Source organism: Tepidiphilus thermophilus (assembly GCF_001418245.1).
In the GTDB taxonomy this organism is placed as follows: Bacteria; Pseudomonadota; Gammaproteobacteria; order Burkholderiales; family Rhodocyclaceae; genus Tepidiphilus; species Tepidiphilus succinatimandens.
This window is the reverse complement of sequence record NZ_LIPU01000005.1, coordinates 111038-132807: the sequence shown is the minus strand read 5'-3', so window position 1 is coordinate 132807 and position 21770 is coordinate 111038. Positions and strand designations below refer to the sequence as shown.

General features: G+C 65.5%; 22 protein-coding genes. 4 read left to right on the top strand and 18 right to left on the bottom strand.

Annotation, left to right across the window (positions count from 1 at the left end):
* Window positions 1-2 precede the first annotated feature (2 nt).
* Genes guaB through ASC37_RS06185 form a run of 3 tightly spaced genes read right to left on the bottom strand, consistent with a single transcriptional unit; the run spans window position 3 to window position 2262 of the window.
* Complete coding sequence (guaB, locus tag ASC37_RS06195; protein ID WP_055423539.1) at window positions 3-1463, bottom strand: IMP dehydrogenase; 1461 nt, start codon at window positions 1461-1463, stop codon at window positions 3-5.
* Window positions 1464-1508: 45 nt separating this feature from the next.
* Window positions 1509-1817 (bottom strand): RnfH family protein, encoded by a 309-nt coding sequence (locus tag ASC37_RS06190; protein WP_408646103.1) that lies wholly within the window; start codon window positions 1815-1817, stop codon window positions 1509-1511.
* A gap of 1 nt (window position 1818) precedes the next feature.
* A complete protein-coding gene (locus ASC37_RS06185) occupies window positions 1819-2262 on the bottom strand; it encodes a type II toxin-antitoxin system RatA family toxin (protein ID WP_055423537.1) in 444 nt (147 codons plus the stop codon).
* Between the two features lie 69 nt (window positions 2263-2331).
* On the opposite strand from ASC37_RS06185, the gene smpB reads away from it, so the two are divergent.
* Both smpB and ASC37_RS06175 read left to right on the top strand, forming a co-directional pair.
* Window positions 2332-2778 carry an SsrA-binding protein SmpB gene (gene smpB, locus ASC37_RS06180; protein WP_028874893.1) on the top strand — a complete coding sequence of 149 codons (447 nt, stop codon included), beginning with the start codon at window positions 2332-2334 and terminating at the stop codon, window positions 2776-2778.
* A 68-nt stretch (window positions 2779-2846) separates the two neighbouring features.
* Window positions 2847-3638: an enoyl-ACP reductase FabI gene (locus tag ASC37_RS06175; protein WP_055423536.1), complete on the top strand. Its 792-nt coding sequence runs from the start codon at window positions 2847-2849 to the stop codon at window positions 3636-3638.
* A gap of 39 nt (window positions 3639-3677) precedes the next feature.
* Here the strand turns inward: ASC37_RS06175 and ASC37_RS06170 are convergent, their stop codons facing one another.
* Complete coding sequence (locus ASC37_RS06170; RefSeq protein WP_055423535.1) at window positions 3678-5267, bottom strand: peptidylprolyl isomerase; 1590 nt, start codon at window positions 5265-5267, stop codon at window positions 3678-3680.
* A 180-nt stretch (window positions 5268-5447) separates the two neighbouring features.
* On the opposite strand from ASC37_RS06170, the gene ASC37_RS06165 reads away from it, so the two are divergent.
* Window positions 5448-5792 (top strand): DUF3579 domain-containing protein, encoded by a 345-nt coding sequence (locus tag ASC37_RS06165; RefSeq protein ID WP_055423534.1) that lies wholly within the window; start codon window positions 5448-5450, stop codon window positions 5790-5792.
* 44 nt (window positions 5793-5836) lie between these two features.
* Here ASC37_RS06165 and rpsT read toward each other — a convergent pair whose 3' ends face one another.
* Complete coding sequence (rpsT, locus tag ASC37_RS06160) at window positions 5837-6100, bottom strand: 30S ribosomal protein S20 (RefSeq protein WP_055423533.1); 264 nt, start codon at window positions 6098-6100, stop codon at window positions 5837-5839.
* A 72-nt stretch (window positions 6101-6172) separates the two neighbouring features.
* Here rpsT and murJ point away from each other — a divergent pair, with 72 nt between their 5' ends.
* Entirely contained in the window at window positions 6173-7723 is a 1551-nt protein-coding gene (gene murJ, locus ASC37_RS06155; RefSeq protein WP_055423532.1) for a murein biosynthesis integral membrane protein MurJ, read from the top strand.
* 7 nt (window positions 7724-7730) lie between these two features.
* On the opposite strand, the gene ASC37_RS06150 is transcribed toward murJ, so the two are convergent.
* From ASC37_RS06150 to nuoE, 13 genes are read right to left on the bottom strand one after another with little or no spacing between them, the layout of a single operon-like run.
* A complete protein-coding gene (locus ASC37_RS06150) occupies window positions 7731-8228 on the bottom strand; it encodes a hypothetical protein (RefSeq protein WP_055423531.1) in 498 nt (165 codons plus the stop codon).
* 52 nt (window positions 8229-8280) lie between these two features.
* Window positions 8281-9528, bottom strand: a complete 1248-nt coding sequence (locus tag ASC37_RS06145; RefSeq protein WP_055423530.1) for a 6-phosphofructokinase — start codon at window positions 9526-9528, stop codon at window positions 8281-8283.
* Window positions 9525-10094, bottom strand: coding sequence for an NUDIX domain-containing protein (locus ASC37_RS06140; protein WP_198289028.1), 570 nt, complete (start codon window positions 10092-10094; stop codon window positions 9525-9527). Before ASC37_RS06140 ends, ASC37_RS06145 begins: the two co-directional genes overlap by 4 nt.
* A gap of 15 nt (window positions 10095-10109) precedes the next feature.
* Window positions 10110-11582: an NADH-quinone oxidoreductase subunit NuoN gene (gene nuoN, locus ASC37_RS06135; RefSeq protein WP_055423528.1), complete on the bottom strand. Its 1473-nt coding sequence runs from the start codon at window positions 11580-11582 to the stop codon at window positions 10110-10112.
* A gap of 32 nt (window positions 11583-11614) precedes the next feature.
* The gene (locus tag ASC37_RS06130) at window positions 11615-13102 is read right to left on the bottom strand and encodes an NADH-quinone oxidoreductase subunit M (RefSeq protein WP_055423527.1); all 1488 of its coding nucleotides are present in this window, start codon (window positions 13100-13102) and stop codon (window positions 11615-11617) included.
* Window positions 13103-13160: 58 nt separating this feature from the next.
* A complete protein-coding gene (gene nuoL / locus ASC37_RS06125) occupies window positions 13161-15161 on the bottom strand; it encodes an NADH-quinone oxidoreductase subunit L (RefSeq protein WP_055423526.1) in 2001 nt (666 codons plus the stop codon).
* 13 nt (window positions 15162-15174) lie between these two features.
* Window positions 15175-15480, bottom strand: a complete 306-nt coding sequence (nuoK, locus tag ASC37_RS06120; RefSeq protein WP_055423550.1) for an NADH-quinone oxidoreductase subunit NuoK — start codon at window positions 15478-15480, stop codon at window positions 15175-15177.
* Window positions 15481-15493: 13 nt separating this feature from the next.
* Window positions 15494-16090 (bottom strand): NADH-quinone oxidoreductase subunit J, encoded by a 597-nt coding sequence (locus ASC37_RS06115; protein ID WP_055423525.1) that lies wholly within the window; start codon window positions 16088-16090, stop codon window positions 15494-15496.
* A 19-nt stretch (window positions 16091-16109) separates the two neighbouring features.
* Window positions 16110-16595: an NADH-quinone oxidoreductase subunit NuoI gene (gene nuoI / locus ASC37_RS06110; RefSeq protein ID WP_028874905.1), complete on the bottom strand. Its 486-nt coding sequence runs from the start codon at window positions 16593-16595 to the stop codon at window positions 16110-16112.
* Window positions 16596-16608: 13 nt separating this feature from the next.
* Window positions 16609-17661: an NADH-quinone oxidoreductase subunit NuoH gene (gene nuoH / locus ASC37_RS06105; protein WP_198289026.1), complete on the bottom strand. Its 1053-nt coding sequence runs from the start codon at window positions 17659-17661 to the stop codon at window positions 16609-16611.
* Window positions 17658-19970, bottom strand: coding sequence for an NADH-quinone oxidoreductase subunit NuoG (gene nuoG, locus ASC37_RS06100; RefSeq protein WP_055423523.1), 2313 nt, complete (start codon window positions 19968-19970; stop codon window positions 17658-17660). Before nuoG ends, nuoH begins: the two co-directional genes overlap by 4 nt.
* Window positions 19964-21283: an NADH-quinone oxidoreductase subunit NuoF gene (gene nuoF / locus ASC37_RS06095; RefSeq protein WP_176697462.1), complete on the bottom strand. Its 1320-nt coding sequence runs from the start codon at window positions 21281-21283 to the stop codon at window positions 19964-19966. The genes nuoG and nuoF overlap by 7 nt, the downstream gene beginning before the upstream one ends.
* Window positions 21280-21759 (bottom strand): NADH-quinone oxidoreductase subunit NuoE, encoded by a 480-nt coding sequence (gene nuoE / locus ASC37_RS06090; RefSeq protein WP_055423522.1) that lies wholly within the window; start codon window positions 21757-21759, stop codon window positions 21280-21282. Before nuoE ends, nuoF begins: the two co-directional genes overlap by 4 nt.
* Between the last annotated feature and the right edge of the window lie 11 nt (window positions 21760-21770).

Sequence of the window (21770 nt, the reverse complement as noted above, 5' to 3'; positions counted from 1 at the left end):
GATCAATCGACGTGGTAGTTGGGGGCTTCTTTGGTGATCTGCACGTCGTGCACGTGCGATTCGCGCACGCCGGCGGCGGTGATCTCGACGAACCTCGCCTTTTCCTGCAGCTCGGCAATGGTGTGGCAGCCCAGATACCCCATGGCCGAGCGCACGCCGCCCACCAGCTGGTGGATCACCGCGCTCACCGGACCCTTGTAGGGCACCCGGCCTTCGATGCCCTCGGGCACCAATTTCTCCACGTTGGCGCTCGCGTCCTGGAAATAGCGGTCGGCCGCGCCTTGCTGCATCGCTCCGAGCGAGCCCATGCCGCGGTAGGCCTTGTAGGAACGCCCCTGGTAGAGCACCGTCTCGCCCGGCGCCTCTTCCGTCCCGGCGAAGAGACTGCCCAGCATCACGGCATCGGCGCCGGCCGCGAGCGCCTTGGCGATGTCGCCGGAATAGCGGATGCCGCCGTCGGCGATGAGCGGCACGCCGGTGCCAGCCAGCGCCGCGGCCACGTCGTCGATGGCGGTGATCTGCGGCACGCCCACTCCGGCGACGATGCGCGTGGTGCAGATCGAGCCCGGGCCGATGCCCACTTTCACGCCGTCGGCGCCGGCATCGAGCAGCGCCCGCGCCGCCTCGGCGGTGGCGATGTTGCCGCCCACCACCTGCACCTGCGGATAGGTGCGCTTGACCCAGCGCACGCGATCGAGCACCCCTTGCGAATGGCCGTGCGCCGTATCGACCACCAGCACGTCCACGCCGGCGGCCACCAGCAACTCGGCGCGCTCCTCGGTCCCGGGGCCCACGCCGATCGCCGCCCCCACGCGCAGGCGACCGTGTTCGTCCTTGGTGGCGAGGGGATGTTCGCTCGATTTCTGGATGTCTTTGACCGTGATGAGCCCTTTGAGCACGTCGTGCTCGTCGAGGATCAACACGCGTTCGAGGCGGTGACGCTGCATCAGGGCCTTCGCCTCCTCGAGCGTCGCCCCCTCGCGCACGGTGACGAGCCGCTCGCGCGGCGTCATGATGGTGGCCACCGGCACATCGAAGCGCGTTTCGAAGCGCAGGTCGCGGTTGGTGACGATGCCCACCACCTTGCCGTGCTCGACCACCGGCAGACCCGAAACGCCGAGCTGACGGGTGAGGGCCAGCACCTCGCCCACGGTCATCGTCGGCGGGATGGTCACCGGATCCTTCAAGATGCCGGATTCGAAGCGCTTGACCTTGGCGACTTCCGCCGCCTGCTGCTTGGGCGTGAGGTTCTTGTGGATGATGCCGATGCCGCCTTCCTGGGCGAGCGCGATCGCCAGGCGCGCCTCGGTGACGGTATCCATGGCGGCGGACACCAGAGGCAGATTCAGGCGAATCTCGCGCGTGAGCCGGGTGGAGAGGTCCGCGTCGCGCGGCAGGATGGCGGAATGGGCGGGAACGAGGAGGACGTCGTCGAAGGTGAGGGCTTTCTTCAGCAGTCGCATGGTACAGTCCTTGGACCAAAACGGAATTATACCGGCGAGAGAGCCTCAGGGAGCCGTGCGCTCCTCGGGGTTTTTGTCGCGGGGTGTTCGGGCACGGCGCCGGCGCACCGCTTTCGGATCGGCGATGAGTGGCCGGGTGAGTTCCACCCGGTCGCCGTCGGCAAGCGGCGTCTCCGGCGGCACGAGCCGCCCGAAAAGGCTGCAGGCCCGCTCCCAGCTTGGCCGCAAATCCGGATGGCGCTCGAGGATCCCCGATCGCTCCACCGCGTCGCGCACCGTCGCCCCCGCGGGCAGGATGAGGGGGACGCGCTCGATCACCCCCGGGGCCGGCGCATAGACGAGATCGACGCGCAGCTCAGCCACCGCCCTCGCCCTTCAGCGTCCGCGCCCGCTGCACGAAGGCATCGATGAAAGTCGCCGCGATGCGGTTGAACACCGGCCCGAGGACTTTCTCCAGCAAGCGGGAGGCAAATTCATAGTAGAGATCGAACTCCACACGGCACGCCCCCTCGCCCAGCGGCACGAAGCGCCACTCGCCTTCGAGCCGACGAAAAGGCCCTTCCTTGAGGCGGATGCGCATGTGGTGGGGGAATTCCTTGTCGTTGACCGTGGTGAAATGGGTCTTGATACCATGAAAATCCACGCGCAGCGTCGCCTCGGTCACCGTGTCGGTGCGCCGGTGCAGCGTCACGCCGCCGCACCAGGGCAGGAATTGCGGATAGTCTTCGCAGCGGTCGACGAGCTCGAACATCGCCGCCGCCGGAGAATCGATCAAGACGCGCTTATGGACCTCGGCCATCGTGTGCTTTCGCCGGCTGCTCACCTATAATCGACGATTCTACCCCAGCACGTCACCGGAACGCCGTCCATGAGCATCGTCGAAAACCGCAAGGCGCGCCACGATTACTTCATCGAAGAAACCTTCGAGGCTGGCATCGAGCTGCAGGGCTGGGAAGTGAAAGCGATCCGCGCTGGCCGGGCGAACCTCAAGGAAGCCTACGTCATCGTCAAGGATGGCGAGCTCTTCCTGCTCGGCATGCACGTCACACCCCTTGCGAGCGCCTCGACCCACGTCCATCCCGACCCCACGCGCACGCGCAAGCTGCTGCTGCACCGGCGCGAGATCGACCGGCTCATCGGCCAGGTGGAACGCGCCGGCTACACGCTCGTGCCGCTCGATCTGCACTTCTCCCGCGGCCGCATCAAGGCCACGATCGGGCTTGCCAAGGGCAAGAAGCAGCACGACAAGCGCGAGGCCGAAAAAGAGCGCGACTGGTTGCGCGAAAAGGCCCGCTTGATGCGCGAGAAGCGCTGATACGAAAGCCCACGCGGGCTTGCCGTATAATCGCCGCCACACCATAAAACTACGATGGAGCACACCCGATGGGCTTTCTCGCCGGCAAAAAGATCCTCATCACCGGAATGATGAGCAACCGCTCGATCGCCTACGGCATCGCCAAGGCGATGCACCGCGAAGGCGCCGTGCTCGCCTTTACCTACCAGAACGAACGCTTCGAAGAGCGCATCCGCAAGATGGCGGCGGAATTCGACTCCGAGCTCGCCTTTCCGCTCGACGTCACCGACGACGCGCAGATCGAAGGGCTATTCACGGCGCTGCGCCAGCACTGGGACGGGCTCGACGGCCTGGTGCACTCCATCGCCTACGCCCCTACCGAAGCACTCGACGGCGACTTCCTCGATGGATTCACGCGCGAAGCCTTCCGCATCTCGCAGGAAGTGAGCGCGGCAAGCTTTCCCCTGCTCGCCAAGGCCGCCCGGCCGATGATGAAGGGCCGGAATGGCTCGCTCCTCACCCTCACCTACCTCGGCGCCGTGCGCACCATGCCCAACTACAACATCATGGGCCTGGCGAAGGCGAGCCTGGAAGCGGCGGTGCGCTACATGGCCGCCTGCCTCGGCCCCGAAGGCACGCGCGTCAATGCCGTCTCGGCTGGACCGATCAAGACGGTGGCCGCCTCGGGCATTGGCAGTTTCGGCAAGCTGCTGCGATTCAACGAGCACAACGCCCCACTGCGGCGCAACGTCACGATCGAAGAAGTGGGCAACGCCGCGGCGTTCCTGTGTTCGGATCTGGCGAGCGGCATCACCGGCGAGATTCTCTACGTCGACGGGGGTTTCAATACCACCGCGCTCGGAAACCCTGAACAAGAATGACGTGAATCCGCCGGGCTTGCTTGCCCCGGCGGAAGTTTGTCAGGGCGCCGCGGTGAGCTCCTGCAGCGCCTCGCGCCGGATCACGACGGGGTGACGCGTCTCCAGCGTCTTCAGCCAGCCGCGCCACTCCACGTTGCCCACCACCGAGCGGATGCGCTCGCCGGCAAACTGTACCATCGGGTCGTCCGCCTGCAGCTGCGGTCGGCGCACGCCCTCGATGCGCACGAACCAGCGATCCCCATTGGACGCTTCCCAGCCGAGATAGCGCGGCCAGGGAGGCGTGGCCTTGAAGATCTCGTCGACGAGCTCCGGCGGCAAGGCATTGGAAGCCCGGGTCAGACTACGCTTGGGCTGCCACGCGAGCTCGGGCACTGCCTCACCCTTTTCCAGGCGTTCCAGCCATTGCGGCGCCAGTTCCCGCAGCCGCTCACGGCCTCTTTCCCGCGCCAGGTCCTGGATCACCCGCGCCCGCGCTTCGTCGAAAGAAAGAGCCCGCGGCGGCACGTATTCAGCCACGCGCACCGCGGCGAGCTTGCCGGGGGCGAGTTCGACCGGTTCGAGATTCTGCCCTCCCTGGGCCTGCGCCTCCTTGAGCGCAGCGATGAGCTTGTCGCTCTTCACGCCGGCGATCTCGACTTCCTCCAGCGGCACGAGTTCAGTTTCGTGGATTCTTAGGCCAAAACGCTCGGCCACGGGGTCGAGCCGGTCGATCGCCTCGAACACGGCGTTGCCCAGTTCTTCGCGCACTTCCCCGTAGCGCTGCCGAGCCTGACGCACGCGCCAGGAATCGGCCAGCGCCTCGCGCACCTCCTCGAAGGGCCGCACCTGCTGGCTGGCCGGATCGCGAAAGAGCTCCGGTGCCTGCTCGTAGAGTGCACGCAGATCCGCCTCGCTCGGCGTAAGCCCACGGCCGATCTCTTCTTCATCGACGAGGAGGTACTGCAGCCGAACCTTGGCCGGTGCGACGTAACGCGCCGCGTTCGCCTCGTAGTAGGCGCGCAATGCCTCCTCCGTCAACCCGGCGGGGTCGGCTTCGTCGGCAGCGGCGCGCACCGCCACGCTCACCTCGCGCTCTTCGAGCTGCTGCGCCACCAGCTGCAGCGTCTGCTCGCGCGGCACGATGGCCCCCTGCGCGATCGGTTCCACCAGGCGCTGCACTGCCAGATCCTGGGCGAGCATCGCCTCGAACGCCTTAGGGGTGAGCCCCTGAGCCCGCAGCACCGCCTCGTAGCGCGGATAGGAGAACTGTCCGTCCTGCTGGAACACCTCGAAAGAGGCGATCGCCCGCTGCAAGGCTTCGGGCGTTACCACCACTCCCAGCCGAGCCGCCTCGACCTGTACGAGACGGCGCTCGATGAGCTCGCGCAGCACCCTCTCGACGAACGCGGGGTCGCGGACGATGCGCGCGTCGAAATTCTCACCGAACCGTTGGCGCAGCTGCGCCGTGCGCTCTTCCACCGCCTGGCGCAGCTCGGCCGTGGTCACGACCGCATCGCCTACCTTTGCCGCCTCCTGATGGCTGGGACCGCCGGAGAAATAACGCTCGATCCCGAAGAAGGCGAAGGGCAGGATCAGCAGCAGCAGAATACCCTGGGCGATGCGTCGCTTGCGACGGATGACTTCGAACATGAGGCGAATTCCCTCCACGATGGGCACGGCAACGATTCGACCGCGCAACGAACGAAGGATTATCGCATCAAAATTCCCCGAAGCGTCCGGATCGCGACCGCACCGACATCGGCCGGACGGCGGGCTGGGCTATAATTGGACTTTTCGCGTGACGCCGGATCGACTCTCGACGGGCCTCCCATGAAACCCACCGTGCGCAATTTCGTCATCGTCGGGCTCACTTCCGAAGGCAAGCGCTTTCGTCCCAGCGACTGGGCCGAGCGCCTGTGCGGCATCATGTCGCAGTTCGGCTCCGACCATAAAATGCGCTATTCGCCCTACGTCCAGCCCGGCCCCGACGAGAATGGCGCCAAAACCGTGCGGGTCGACGCCCGGCTCTACGACATCGAACCCCTCGCCTACCACTTCTTGCTCAACTTCGCCAAGGACAACGACCTCCAGCTGCGTTTCCCCGACGAAGAAACGCCACCTTCCGATGACGAAGGCAAGCCGGAGAACGCAAGGCAAGAAAAAGGCAGCCCCTGAGCTGCCTTTTCTTCGCCAAGGCAAGAAGGATCTTTGGCGATTCTTCAGCCGAGCGCCTTGATCCGCGCCATCAGCCGGCTCTTGTAGCGCGCGGCGGCGTTCTTGTGGATAATGCCCTTTCCGGCCATCGAATCGATCACACCCTGCGACGCCTGGAAAGCGGCAAGGGCCTGCTGTTTGTCGCCAGTAGCGAGCGCTTGACGCACCGATTTGATGGCGGTGCGCAGGCGCGAGCGCAGACTGCGATTGTGCGCGCGGCGCTTGAGCGCCTGACGGGCGCGCTTGCGAGCTTGAGCCGTGTTGGCCATGTCCTTCAACCCCGAAATACTTGGAAGAAACTATAATTCTAGCCTTTTCGCCATTTTGATGCAACCGACACGATGAACCTGCTGCGCGCGCTGGCCACCGTCAGCGGTTTCACGCTCGCTTCCCGCATCCTCGGCTTCGTGCGCGACCTGCTGATCGCCGCCGTCTTCGGCGCCGGCCCTGCCACCGACGCGTTCTTCGTCGCCTTTCGGCTACCGAACCTGCTACGGCGGCTCTTCGCCGAAGGAGCCTTCTCCCAAGCCTTCGTGCCGGTGCTGGGACACACGCGCGAGCGCGAAGGCGCGCAGGCGACGCAGCGGCTGATCGACCGCGTCTTCACCCTGCTCCTGGCCGCAGTGAGCGCCGTGACGCTGGTGGGCATCGTCGGTGCCGGCGCGCTCATCGCCGTCTCGGCTCCCGGTTTCCTTGCCCGCCCCGAGACCTTCGCGCTCGCCGTGTCGATGACGCGCATCACTTTCCCCTACATCCTGTGCATGGCGCTGGTGGCTTTCTCCTCGGCCATCCTCAACACCTGGGGTCGGTTCGCCCTGCCGGCAGCCACGCCCGTGGCGCTCAACCTCTCCTTCATCACCTTCACCGTGCTCGCACTCGCCGGCGTGCCGGTCTTCGAGCCGCCGGTCACGGCGCTCGCCTGGGCCGTGCTCGTGGGTGGGCTCGCGCAGGTGCTGCTGCACGTGCCCGCCCTGCGGCGCCTGGGCACCTGGCCGCGCTGGGACTGGGCCCCGCGCGACGAAGGAGTGCGCCGCGTGCTGCGGCTCATGGCCCCGGCGGTGCTGGGCGTGTCGGTAGCCCAAGTCTCGCTCCTCATCAATACCGTGTTCGCCTCCCTGCTGCCCAGCGGCAGCGTCTCCTGGCTCTACTACGCCGACCGGCTGATGGAATTCCCTTCCGGGTTACTGGGTGCGGCGCTGGGGACCATCCTGCTGCCGAGCCTGTCGCGGGCGCACGCGCGCGCGAGCCGCGAAGACTACCAGGCTCTGCTCGACTGGGGACTGCGCCTGACGGTGCTCCTCACCCTGCCGGCGGCCGCGGGCATGGCGCTGCTGGCCGAACCGCTGGTGAGCACGCTCTTCCTCCATGGCGCCTTCGACGCACAGGATGCACTCGCCACCTGCCGCGCCCTCGTCGCCTACAGCGTGGGCCTGACGGCCTTGATCGCGGTGAAGATCCTCGCCCCCGGCTTCTACGCCCAGCAGAACGTGCGCACACCGGTGAAAATCGCCCTCGTCTCGCTGGTGGCCACCCAGGCGATGAACGGGCTCTTCGTCTTCGTGCTGCCCCTCGCGCACGCGGGCTTGGCGCTGTCGATCAGCCTCGCGGCCTGGCTCAACGCCGGACTGCTGCTGCATGGCCTGTGGCGGCGCGGCACGTACCGCCCGCTGGCGGGATGGGGAAGATTCCTGCTGCGGGTGACGGCGGCCACCCTCGCGCTCGGGATCGTGGCCTTGTGGGGAGCCCGCGGCCTCGGCGACTGGCTGCACCTACCCGCCCTCGAGCGCAGCGGCCGGCTCGCCCTGCTCCTTGCCGCCTGCGCGCTCGCCTATTTCGGCACCCTCTACGCTTCGGGAATGAGGCTGGCCGAATTCCGTCGCCACGGCGCCTGAAAAAGCGTTACATCGCATCCGGATCGAGCCAGTTGTAGACGTAGCTCACGCTGGTGCGCTCGACCACATCCCCTTTGAAATGCACGTTGAAGAGGGTGAAGAGCACGCCGCGCCATTCATTTCTGATGTTCCAGTCCCACACCTCCTCGCCGGAGAGGGAGTAGAAGTGCTCGCGGCGATGCGCTCCGAGCAGACGGTCGACTTCGGCCTTGGTCATGCCCGGCTTGATACGCGCCAGATTCTCCGGCGCGAGCGCATCGTGCTGCTCGACGATGCGACCGTCGCGATCTACCGTGTACATCCAGCAGGTCCAGCCGTAAGGTTGAGTGGCGTATTCCAGCGTGCGCGTGCCGTCGGGGTTCTCCCACACGCGCGTGGGCGAACCGCGCGCGGCGAGGAGCTGGGATTCGGTCTCGAAGACGGGCGAGTGGATGAGCGGCGTGGCGCACGCGCTCAGCGTGAGCACCACGGTGAAGAAAACGGCTTGCAGCAACCGGGCACGCATCCCTCTCTCCTGTTGCATCGCCTGCAAAGCATTATAGGCAAGGGAGGGGCGATCAGGGCGCGGACCACGGTGCGCAGCGCTTCGGCAGGCTCTCCCATGCGGGCAGATGCACGTCCGGCAATCCGCCACGGCAAGGGGTGGGCAAAGTCCCCTCGATGAGCGGAGCGAGCCAGCGCTGGAAGTCCTCATTGACGCCACAGCCTGAGGCATCGATCCACTGCGGCGGAAAGCCGCGCTCGCGGTTGGCCGGGGTATCGATCGGCACCGTCACGCAGCGGTATCGGTACGGCGCCTCGCCTTGGCGCTCCACCGCCACCATCGCCGCCGAGATCCCTGCAAGCGCCGTCTCCACGGCGAATTCGCCCAAGCGGTCGGCGACCTCGTAATCGATGGGGCTTGCCCAATGCGCCGCGGCGCGCTGCAGATAATCGGGCACGGCGACGTGGTACTTCACGCCGAATTCCTGCGCGAGCCGCTGCGCGAGCGCCAGCCCTGCCCCGCCGAGCTGGACGTAGCGCCCCGCTTCCACTCCCCGCATCGACAGCAGCCGCCCCGCTTCGTCTTTCACCCCTTCGGCGACGACGAGGGAGCAAAAACCAAGGCGGGAGAGCGTCTCCTCCACCCGAGGGAAAACCGTCTCGGTGCGAAAAGGCGTCTCCGGCAGCAGCACCAGATGCGGCCCTTCGTCGGGAGCGAGGCGTTGCACGATCGAGGTGCTGGCGGCGAGCCAGCCGACGTTGCGCCCCATGGTCTCCATGACGAAGAGCCGGGGCTTGCGCACGTAAAGGGAAGCCAGGTCGAGGCTCGCTTCGAGATAGCTCGTGGCGAGATACTTCGCCGCCGATGGATAGCCGGGAGAAAAATCGGTGCCGAGAAGGTCGTTGTCGATGGTCTTGGGAATACCGACCACCGTGAGGGGGTACCCCAGGCGCTGCGCGCTCAAGTGCAACTGGCGCACCGTATCCATCGAACCGTTGCCCCCGTTGTAGAGCAGCCAGCGCACCTCATGCGCCTCGAGCACGGCGAAAAGCCGCTCGTGCAGGGCCGGCGCTTCGTCGAACGGCGGCAGATCGAAACGGCAGGAGCCGAAAGTCCCGCCCGGCGTGCGCGAGATGCGCGCGAGCACAGAAGCATCGAGCGCGCCGGGCGCGACGAGATCTTCTTCGAGCACACCGAGGATGCCATGCCGTGCCGCGAGAAAGGGCACCCCCGATGCGGCGCAGGCGCGCATCACGCCCACGGCGCTCGCGTTGATCACCGCCGTCATTCCGCCCGATTGGGCGTAGAGGAGCGTGCTCATGGCGTGGGCAGCCCGAGCGCGCGCAGCCGCGGCAGTGCGAGCAACAAGGCCGAGAGCGTCTTGCCGTCGGTGATCTCACCGGCAAAGATCGCCTGCCACAGGCGCGGCAGCGGCCAGTGCAGCACCTCGAGGAATTCGCCGTGATCGAGACAACGGCGACCGGCACGCAGTCCGCGGGCGAGAAAGACGTGGATCACCTCGTCGGAATAGCCGACGCAGGGATGAAAATGCCCGATCGTTTCCCAGTACTCGGCCGTGTAGCCGGTTTCTTCCTCCAGCTCGCGGCGGGCACAATCGAGTGGCGGTTCGCCCGCGTCGAGCTTTCCTGCCGGCAGCTCGACGATGCTGCATCCCAGGGGGTAGCGGAACTGGCGCTCCAGCACCACTTCGCCGGCGTCGGTGAGCGCGATCATCGCCGCGGCGCCGGGATGGCGCAAGTATTCGCGCGTCGTCTCGTGCCCATCGGGCAGGCGCACGCGGTCGCGCAGCACGCGCAGGAAGACACCTTCCCATACCGTATCCGAGGCCTGCGTTACTTCGCGCAGAGGGTCGTCGGCCACAGACACGGAAAGCGTCCTCGCTCAGAAGGAAGTGAGGATGGCGTAGGCGCAGACCGACATCAATCCCTGCGGCATGAGGCCGGCCACCGCCAGGGTCAGGGCGTTGGCGGAAAGCAGCACGCGCGTCTCGCTGGAGGCGATGAGGGCCGTGCGATCCGTCGGCTCGTCGAAGTACATCACCTTGACCACCCGTAGGTAGTAATAGGCACCGATCACCGACATGATCACCGCGAGCACGGCAAGCCAGGTGTGCCCAGCGGCAACCACTGCCTCGAGCACGGCGAACTTGGCGAAGAAGCCGAGAAAGAAGGGGATGCCGGCCATGGAGAACATGACGAAGAGCATCATCGCCGCGAACCAGGGGCTACGGCGGTTGAGCCCTTTGAAATCGTCGATGTGCTCGGCCTCGAAGCCGGTGCGCGCGAGCAACAGCACCATGCCGAAGCTCGCCAGGCTCATGAGGGCGTAAGAAACGGCATAGAAGAGCGCCGAGCTGTAGGCATTGAAGGCAAGCTGGTGACTGCCGTCGGTAACGCCGGCGAGCAGGCCCAAGAGCACGAAGCCCATGTGGGAAATACCCGAGTAGGCGAGCATGCGCTTGATGTTGTTCTGGGCGATCGCGGCGAGGTTGCCGAGCACGATGGAGGCCACGGCGAGCAGCATCAGCATCGGCTGCCAGGTCTCCGCCAGCCCGAAGAATCCGCCGACGAGCAGCCGCAGAGCGAGCGCGAAGCCGGCGAGCTTGGGCGCCGAGGCGATGAGCAGCGTCACCGGCGTGGCGGCACCGTGATAGACGTCGGGCACCCACATGTGGAAAGGCACCACGCCGAACTTGAAGGCGATACCCGCCACGAGGAAGGCCACGCCGAACTTGAGCACCGTCTCGTCGCCCGCCCCCAGATAGACCGCCTGGGCCACCGTGCCCAAGTCGAGCGAGCCGGTGGCGCCATAGATCATGGACATGCCGTAGAGCAGCAGCCCCGAGGAGATCGCCCCCAGCACAAAGTACTTGATTGCCGCCTCGGAGCGCAGGCCGTTGTCGCGGTCGAAGGCGACGAGCGCATAGAGCGCGAGCGTCATCATCTCCAGGCCGAGGTAGAGCACGAGCAGGTTGTTCGCCGACACCAGAATCATCGCCCCCAGCATCGACAGCAGCATCAGCACGTAATACTCCGCTTTCTCCAGCCGCCGCTCGATGAGGTAGAGCCGTCCGTAGAGGAGCGAGGCGAACACCGACAGGTAGATGAAGAGCTTGAGCACCTGGCCGAGCCAATCCGAGACGTACATCGTACCGAAGGTGTAGCGCACCGTCGGCTCGGTCACCGAGAAGACCGTGATGAAGGCGGCGCCGATGACGGTGATCTGCGCCAGCGCATAGCCGAGCTCCCGGCTGATGCGGCGCAGGAACGTCCCCGCCACCATGACGACGAGCGCCATCACCGCCACGAAGATCTCGGCAGCCGCCAAGGAGAAGTCCGGTCGTTCGAATTCCATGTTCTATCCCGTCCCAGCGTAGAGGGCTTGACTCAGTGCAGTTTGCCGGCGGCCACGTGCCGCAGCAGTTCATCGACGGAGGCGTGCATCACGTCCAGGAGCGGCGCCGGATACACCCCGAGCAGCAGCACGAAGAACGCGAGCACCGCCAGCATCCAGAATTCGCGCGCTCCGATGTCCGTGAGCGCCGCCACGCGCTCGTTGGCCACCGGGCCGAAGACGACGCGCTTGTACATCCACAGCGAGTAGGCTGCGCCGAGGATGAGGGTGGTTGCGGCCACGAAACCGATCCAGAAGTTGGACTTCACCGCGGCGAGCGCCACCATGAATTCCCCGACGAAGCCGCTGGTGGCCGGCAACCCCGAGTTGGCCATGGCGAAGAGCAGGAAGAAGGCGGCGAACTTGGGCATGACGTTGACCACGCCGCCATAGTCGGCGATGCGCCGCGAGTGCATCCGGTCGTAGAGCACGCCGATGCACAGGAACATCGCCCCCGAGACGAAGCCGTGCGAGATCATCTGCACGATCGCCCCTTCCACGCCGAGCCGGTTGAAGACGAAAAAGCCCAGCGTGACGAAGCCCATGTGCGCGATCGAGGAATAGGCCACGAGCTTTTTCATGTCCTCCTGCACCAGGGCGACGAAGCCGATATAGACCACCGCGATCAAGGAAAGCGTCACGATCAGCCACTGAAAGCTCATGGACGCATCCGGTGCGATCGGCAGCGAGAAGCGCAGGAAACCGTAGGCTCCCAGTTTCAGCGCGATGGCCGCCAGCACCACCGAGCCGCCGGTGGGCGCCTCGACGTGCGCATCCGGCAGCCAGGTGTGCACCGGCCACATCGGTACCTTGACGGCGAAGGCCACGAGGAAAGCGAGGAAGAGCAGCTGCTGCGTGCGCAGGTCGAGCGGCAGGCGATGCCAGTCGAGGATCTCGAAGCTGCCGTTGGAGGCGTAGAAGAGATAGAGCAGCGCCACCAGCATCAGGAGCGACCCGGCGAGCGTGTAGAGGAAGAACTTGATCGCCGCGTAGACCCGGTTCGGCCCGCCCCAGATGCCGATGATGAGATACAGCGGAATGAGCGAAGCCTCGAAAAAGACGTAGAAGAGCACGGCATCCATCGCCGAGAAGATGCCGTTGATGATGCCGGACATGATGAGGAAGGCGGCCATGTACTGCGCCACGCGCTCCTGGATCACCTCCCAGCCGGCGATGACGACGATGAGCGTGATGAAGGAATTGAGCAGCACGAAGGGCATCGAGATGCCGTCCACGCCGAGGTGGTAGTGCACCGCGTAGCGCGGGATCCAGTCACGGATCTCGACGAACTGCAGCGCCGAGGTAGCCGCGTCGAACTCGAACCACAGCGGCAGCGTCACCGCAAAGCCGAGCGCCGCCGCGAAGAGGCTCGTCACCCGCGCCAGCGGCGCATTGCGGTCGTTGCCACCCACCGCGAGCACCAGCAGCCCTCCGAGGATCGGAATCCAGATCGCCAAGCTCAGTAAAGGAATTCCCGCCATGTCGCTCTTCCGTGTGCGCGTCGTCGTTGTATCGTGAAAACCGGGAATCGATCCCGCCTCAATGCCCGCGGTAGATGAACCAGAGCAGCACCACCATGCCGACGATCATCGCGAAGGCGTAATGGTAGAGCCGCCCCGTCTGCAGCGAGCGCGCCGAACCGGCGATCTCGCCCACCATCGCCGCCGAGCCGTTGACCACCGCCCCGTCGATGATGGTGCGATCGCCGATCTGCCACAGGAAGCGCCCGAGCAGCCGTGCCCCGCCGGCGAAGACCACCTCGTTGAAGCGGTCAAAGTAGTACTTGTTCTCCAGCAGCACGTAGATCGGGCGGAACGTGCGGGCGAAGAATTCCGGCACCTGCGGCCGCACCAGGTAGCAGAACCAGGCGAGCACCACGCCGGCGAGCGCGAGCCAGAAAGGCGCGGCCGTAAAGCCGTGCAGCGCCATCGCCAGCGGCCCGTGGAACTCCTCGGCGAGCTTCTCCATGGCCGGATGTCTCTCGGCGAGCACGCGGATGGCGTCGCCGAACCAGCCGCCGTAGAGCATGGGCTCGATCGTGAAGTAGCCGATCACCACCGAAGGGATGGCGAGCAGCACCAGCGGCACCGTCACCACCGGGGGCGACTCGTGCGGCTTCTCGCCCGGCGCGAGCCCGTGGTGTTCGTCGTGCCCGTGCGCTTCGTGCCCATGGTGCGCCTTGCCGAAGCGCTCTTTGCCGTGGAAGACGAGGAAGTACATGCGGAAGGTGTAGAAGGCCGTGACGAAGACGCCGGCGAGCACGCAGAAATAGGCGTACCCCGCGCCGAAGACGTTCGCCTCGGCCACCGCCTCGATGATGATGTCCTTGGAATAGAACCCGGAGAAGAAGGGCGTGCCGATGAGGGCGAGCGAGCCGATGAGCGCCGTGATCCAGGTGATGGGCATGTACTTGCGCAAGCCCCCCATGTTGCGCATGTCCTGGTCGTGGTGCATGCCGATGATGACCGAACCGGCGGCGAGGAAGAGGAGCGCCTTGAAGAAAGCGTGCGTCATGAGGTGGAACACCGCCGCCGAATAGGCCGATGCCCCCAGCGCCACCGTCATGTAGCCGAGCTGCGACAGAGTCGAATAGGCCACCACGCGCTTGATGTCATTCTGCACGATCCCGAGAAAACCCATGAAGAGCGCCGTGGTGGCGCCGATGATCAGCACGAAGGAGAGCGCCGTGTCGGAGAGCTCGAAGAGCGGCGACATGCGCGCCACCATAAAGATGCCGGCCGTGACCATGGTCGCGGCGTGGATGAGCGCCGAGATCGGCGTCGGACCTTCCATCGAATCCGGCAGCCACACGTGCAGCGGAACCTGGGCCGATTTGCCCATGGCGCCGACGAAGAGCGCGATGCAGATGGCGGTCACCAGCGGCCAGCCGGTGACCGTCTCGGTGAGCCCCGCCAGATGTTCGGCCTTGGCGAACACCTCGGTATAGTCGAGCGAGCCAGCGTAGGCCGCCACCAGCCCGATGCCCAGGAGGAACCCGAAGTCGCCGACGCGGTTGACGAGGAAAGCCTTGAGGTTGGCGTAGATGGCGCTGGGGCGTGTATACCAGAAACCGATCAGCAGGTACGACACCAGACCCACCGCTTCCCAGCCGAAGAAGAGCTGCAGGAAGTTGTTGGCCATCACCAGCATCAGCATCGAGAAGGTAAAGAGCGAGATATAGCTGAAAAAGCGCGTATAGCCCGGATCGTCCGCCATGTAGCCGATGGTGTAGATGTGCACCATCAGCGACACGAAGGTGACCACGAGCATCATCATCACCGTGAGGGGATCGATGAGAAAGCCCACCTGGAAGGAGAGCCCGTCGCTCGTGCCCCAGACATAGAGCGGCCCGTTGAAGGTATTGCCGGCCTTGACGTCGAAATAGATCGCCACCGAGGCGAGGAAGGCCACGAGCACCCCGAGGATGGTCACCGTGTGCGCCCCGCGGCGACCCACCCAGCGTCCGAAGAGCCCCGCGACGATGGAACCTGCCAGCGGCGCGAGCGGCACCAAGGGATAGAGCGTTTTCATTTCGTTCATCGCGCTCATCGGATCAACCCTTCAGTTGGTCGAGGTCATCGACGTGGATGGTGCGGCGGTTGCGGAACAGCACCACCAGGATCGCCAGCCCGATGGCGGACTCGGCCGCCGCCACCGTCAGGATGAAGAAGACAAAGATCTGGCCGTGGATATCGCCGAGATAGCGCGAGAAGGCAACGAAGTTCGTATTGACCGCCAGCAGCATCAGCTCGATGGCCATCAGCAGCACGATCAGGTTCTTGCGGTTGAGAAAGATCCCCACCACGCTGATCGCGAACAGGATCGCGCCGAACACCAGAAAATGGGACAAGGTCAGCATCATGTCTCCCCGCTCACTCTTTTTCCGCGGGCATGGAGATCACCCGCAGCCGATCGGCCGCCTTCACCTTCACCTGCTCGGCCGGATCGAGATAACGCGCGTCCTTGCGCTTGCGCAGCGTCAGGCTCACCGCGGCGACCATCGCCACCAGCAGCACCATGGCCGCGATTTCGAACGGATAGGCATAGACGGTATAGAGCACCCGTCCAATGTCGGCGGTGTTGCTCGCATCGGCCGGCAGGGGCACTGGCGCCGGCGCTTGGCGGAAGAAGTCGCCCGTGAGCACCAGCACCATCTCGACCACCAGCACCGCCGCCACCAGCAACCCCAGCGGCAGGTTGGACCAGAAACCCTCGCGCAGTCGGTCGATGTTGATGTCGAGCATCATCACGACGAAGAGGAAGAGCACCATCACGGCGCCCACATAGACGAGCACGAGCGCGATGGCCAGGAATTCCGCCTCGAGCAAGAGCCAGATCGCCGCCGAGGAGAAGAAGGCGAGCACCAGAAAGAGCGCGGCATGCACCGGGTTGCGCACCAGGATCACGCCCAGGGCCGCGGCCACCGCGATCGCGCCGAAGAGGTAGAACACGACGGTTTGGAATTCCATGGCCTGTCCTTTTCCCGTCTCAACGATACTTCGCGTCGGCCGCCCGGTCGGCGGCGATCTGCGCTTCGTACTTGTCGCCCACCGCCAGCAGCATCTGCTTGGTGTAATAGAGGTCGCCGCGCTGCTCGCCGTGGTACTCGAACACCCGCGTCTCGACGATGGCATCGACCGGGCAGGCCTCTTCGCAAAACCCGCAGAAGATGCACTTGGTCAGGTCGATGTCGTAGCGCGTGGTGCGGCGCGACCCGTCGGCGCGCGGCTCGGCCTCGATGGTGATGGCCATGGCCGGGCAGATCGCCTCGCACAGCTTGCAGGCGATGCAGCGCTCCTCGCCGTTGGGATAGCGGCGCAGCGCGTGCAATCCCCGGAAACGGGGGCTTTGCGGCGTGCGCTCTTCGGGATATTGCACCGTGATCTTGCGGGCGAAGAAGTGCCGCCCGGTCACGGCGAGCCCCTTGAAGAGCTCTTTCAGGAACAAGGTTCCGATCAGGTTGTGCGCGCCCATCGTATGATTCTCCTCAGCGCCAGATCGACAGCGGCGACAACATCCACACCGTCACCACGAACAGCCAGATCAAGGTGACCGGCACGAAGACCTTCCAACCCAAGCGCATGATCTGGTCGTAGCGGAACCGCGGGAAGGTGGCGCGGAACCACAGGAAAAGGAAGAGGAAGACCGCCGCCTTGATGACCAGCCAGTGCAGGCCGTCGGGCAGGAATCCCACGGGGGAGAGCCAGCCGCCGAAGAAGAAGATCGAGGTGAGGAAAGAAACCAGGATCATGTTGGCGTATTCGGCGAGGAAGAAGAGCGCGAACGCCATCCCCGAATACTCCACCATGTGCCCGGCGACGATCTCGGATTCACCCTCGACCACGTCGAAGGGGGCGCGGTTCGTTTCGGCCACGCCCGAGATGAAGTACACCACCGCGAGCGGCAAGAGCGGCAGCCAGTTCCAGGAAAGGAATCCCAGACCCATCTGCGCGAATCGCCCCTGCGCCTGCGAATGGACGATGTCCTGGAAGTTGAGACTGCCGGCGATGAGCAGCACGCAGATGAGCGCGAAGCCCATCGCCACCTCGTAGGAGACCATCTGCGCCGAGGCGCGCATCGCCCCGAGGAAGGGGTACTTGGAGTTGGAGGCCCAGCCGGCGATGATGATGCCGTAGACCTCGAGCGAGGTGACCGCGAGCAGGAAGAGCACGCCGGCATCCATGTTCGCGATCCACATCCCTTCGCCATAGGGAATCGCCACCCAGGCAAGCAGAGCCGGCGTGAGTGCCATGATCGGCCCGATCACGTACAGCGCCTTGTTCGCCTGCGTGGGGAAGATCACTTCCTTGAAAAGGAGCTTCAGAGCATCGGCGATCGGCTGCAACCACCCCTTGGGACCGACGCGGTTCGGTCCGATGCGCACCTGCATGTAGCCGATGACCTTGCGCTCGGCGAAAGTGAGATAGGCCACGGCCAGCATGAGGGGGATGAGGAGCACGACGATCTTCAAGAGCACCCAGACCGTCGGCCAGGCCGGGCCGAACCAAGAGGCGAGGGTTTGCCAGGTCGATTCCATCATGCACGCTCCACGCTCAGCACCGCCCACGGCCTTCCCGCCTGGGCGAACACCCCATCCAGAGCCAGCAGTACGGCGCCCGGCGGCACGCTCGCGTCCAGCGCCGCCTCGGCCACACACCCGGCACCCACGGCGATCTGATCCCCCTCGGCTACCTTCAGCGCCTGCGCCGTATCCGGATGAATCCGCGCCAGACGCAGACGCCGCGCCTCGGCCGTCTGCTGCAGCGGCGGGGAACGGCGCACGATCGGATCACACGCGTAAGGATGTGCGAGCGGGATGCGCTCCAGCCCTTCGCCGGCAGGCCGCGTCGCGGCCAGGAAGCCGGAAGCGCCGCTGTGCGCGAGCCGCGCCTGCCAGCCTTCGGGCAGGGCCTCGGCCTTCACCTCTTCCGAGCTCTGCTGGACGAAGCCGGCGAATCCGAGCATCGCACCGATGGCGCGCAGCACCTTCCACCCCGGCCGGGTCTCCCCTTTGGGGCGCACCACGGCGGTGAAGGACTGCGCCATGCCGGCAAGATTGACGAAGGTGCCGGATGTTTCGGTGAAAGGCGCCACCGGCAGCAGCACGTCGGCACAGGCGCGCAGCGCCTCGCCGGCGTAGGGGGTGAGCGCCACCACGGTGCGCGCGCGCTCGAAGGCGTTGCGCGCCGCCGCCTGATTGGCGAAATCTTCCGGTTCGAGGTGCAGCAGCAGGTAGGCCCGGCGCGGCTGTTCAAGCGAAGCGAGCGCCGTCTCGGCCCCGATCGCCCCCACGAGCTGCGCCCCGACGGCATTCGCTCCGGCCGGCAGCCAACCCAGCGTCGCCCCCGTGAGCTGGGCGAGCCCGGATGCGAGCGATTCGATCGCCGCCGCATCCGGATGCGCCAGAGCGAGCGCTCCGAGCCAAATCGCCCGGCGCTCTCCCGAGAGCAGCTGTTGGGCGAGCGCCCGTTCGGCCTCGTTCGGCGCCGCGGCCGCCTCAGCCACGGCAGGCAGGGTCACGCCTTTTTCCTCGGCCACAGCGCGCACGATAGATGCGAGCCGCGCCACGAATTCGCTCGGCTTGACCACGAGGCGTGGCGCGACCGGCAGGCGCCAGTCGTCGGCGACGAAATCGAGCGCAGCCACCTTGAGCCTGCGTTTGGCCGCCTGGCGCACGCGATGCGCGAGCAGCGGTAGTTCCTGGTGCAGGGTCGAGCCGATCACGAAGAGGCGATCGAGCTCGGCGATAGCGGCATAATCCATGCCGAGCCAGGCGGCGGCCCCGCGGGCGGCGTCGGCTCTGGCATCCAGCCGATCGGGACGCGCATCGACCAGACCCACGCCCAACGCCTCACCCAAACGCTTGAGCAGATGGAGCTCTTCGACGGTAGCCATGGGATGGGCGAGGAAGGCCGCCTGCTGCGCTCCCTCTTCGTCGATGACGCTCTTGAGGCGATTGACCGCCACTTCGAGCGCGGTCGCCCAATCGACTTCGACCCATTGGCCGTCACGTTTGACGAGCGGGGTCGTGAGCCGGTCGGCCGCTTCGAGCCCGGGATAGGCAAACCGGTCGCGATCGGAGAGCCAGCATTCGTTGATGGCTTCCACTTCGAGCGGCAGCACGCGCTTGACCACGTCGTGGCGCGACTGCACGATCAGGTTCGAACCGAAACCGTCGTGCGGGCTCACCGAGCGGCGCCGGGTGAGTTCCCAGGTACGCGCGCGGTAGAGGAAGGGCTTGGAAGTCAGCGCACCGACCGGGCAGAGGTCGATGATGTTGCCCGAGAGTTCGGAGTCGATCGTGCGCCCGAGGAAGGGCATGATCTCGGCCCGCTCACCGCGGAACGCCTGCCCCATCTCCTGGTAGCCGCCGATCTCGTCGAGGAAGCGCACGCAGCGGGTGCAGTTGATGCAGCGCGTCATGAAGGTCTGCACCAGGGGCCCGAGATCCTTCTCGTGTACGACCCTTTTCTCTTCCTGATAACGGGAGGCGGTTTGTCCGTAACCGACGGCCAGATCCTGCAGCTGGCACTCACCGCCCTGGTCGCAGATCGGGCAGTCGAGGGGGTGGTTGATGAGGAGGAACTCCATCACCCCTTTCTGCGCCTTCACCGCCGCTGGCGAGTGCGTATATACCTTCATGCCGTTGGTGGCGGGCGTGGCGCAGGCCGGCAGCGGCTTGGGCGCCTTTTCCACCTGCACCAGGCACATGCGGCAGTTGGCGGCGATCGACAGTTTCTTGTGATAGCAGAAGTGCGGGATGTAGATGCCCAGCTTCTTCGCCGCATCCATCACGGTGCTGCCGTCGTCGACCTGGACCGGCTTCCCGTCGATTTCGAGTTCTAGCATGACGGCCCCACGTAGATTTCACTTCCCGCCCGCTGCACTTCGGGCGGCACCAGACACTGCTTGTGCTCGATGTGATATTCGAATTCGCTGCGGAAGTGCTTGATGAAGCTCTGCACCGGCATCGAGGCCGCATCGCCCAGGGCGCAGATGGTGCGCCCCATGATGTTGCCGGTGACCGATTCGAGCAGCGCGAGATCTTCGGGCCGTCCCTGCCCGTGCTCGATGCGATGCACGACGCGGTAGAGCCAGCCGGTGCCCTCGCGGCAAGGGGTGCATTGCCCGCAGGATTCTTCGAAATAGAAGTAGGAGAGGCGCTCCAGGGCCTTGACCATGCAGGTGGTCTCGTCCATCACGATCACCGCGCCCGAACCGAGCATGGAACCGGCCTTGGCGATGGAATCGTAGTCCATCGTGCATTGCATCATGATCTCGGCCGGCAGCACCGGGGCCGAAGAGCCGCCGGGAATCACCGCCTTGAGCTTGCGCCCCCCGCGCACGCCGCCGGCCATCTCCAGCAGCTCGGCAAAGGGGGTGCCCAGAGGCACCTCGTAGTTGCCGGGACGATTGACGTGACCGGACACGGAGAAGATCTTCGTGCCGCCGTTGTTGGGCTTGCCGAGGTTGAGGAAGGCTTCGCCGCCCATCTGCAGGATGAAAGGCACGGAGGCGAAGGTCTCGGTGTTGTTGATGGTGGTGGGCTTGCCGTAGAGGCCGAAACTCGCCGGGAAAGGCGGCTTGAAGCGCGGCTGCCCCTTCTTGCCTTCGATCGACTCGAGCAGCGCCGTTTCCTCGCCGCAGATGTAGGCGCCATAGCCATGATGCGCGTAGAGGTCGAAGGAGAAATCGCTGCCGAGGATATTCTCGCCGAGGTACCCCGCGGCGCGGGCTTCCTCGAGCGCCTCTTCGAAGCGCAGATAGACTTCGAAGATTTCACCGTGGATGTAGTTGTAGCCGCGCCGGCACCCCATGGCATAACCGGCGATGATCATGCCCTCGATGACGGCGTGCGGGTTGTAGCGCAGGATGTCGCGATCCTTGAAAGTGCCCGGCTCGCCCTCGTCGGAGTTGCATACGACGTACTTCTCGCCAGGAAATTGCCGCGGCATGAAGCTCCACTTCAGGCCGGTGGGGAAGCCCGCACCGCCGCGGCCGCGCAACCCCGAAGCCTTGACTTCCTGGATCACCTGCTCCGGCGGCACGTTCTCCGCCAGGAGCCGACGCAGGGCCGAGTAGCCGCCGCGCGCTTCGTAGTCTTTTAGCCGCCAGGTGCGGTCGCCGTCGAGTCCTTTGAGGATCAGTCCTTGCGCGCTCATTTGGCCCTCAGCTGCTCGATGAGCTGGTCGATCTTTTCCTTCGTCATCCAGCTGCACATGTGGTGGTTGTTGACGAGCATCACCGGAGCGTCGCCGCAGGCCCCCATGCACTCGCCTTCCTTGAGCGTGAAGAGACCGTCGGGCGTGGTCTCGCCGAAGTCGATGCCGAGCTTCTGCTTGAGGTATTCGGCGGCATGGACTCCGCCCGAGAGGGCGCACGGCAGGTTGGTGCACACGGTGATCTTGTGCTTGCCCACCGGTTCGAGATCGTACATGTTGTAGAAGCTCGCGACCTCATAGGCGGCTACCGGCGGGATCTCGAGATAGTTGGCGACGAATTCGATCGTCTCCGGGGCGAGCCACCCCTTCTCTTCCTGCGCGATGCGCAGTGCCGCCATCACTGCCGAACGCTTCTGGCCCTCGGGATACTTGGCGATTTCGCGATCGATGCTCGCGAGCGACTCTTGACTCAGCATGGTCGTGCGTT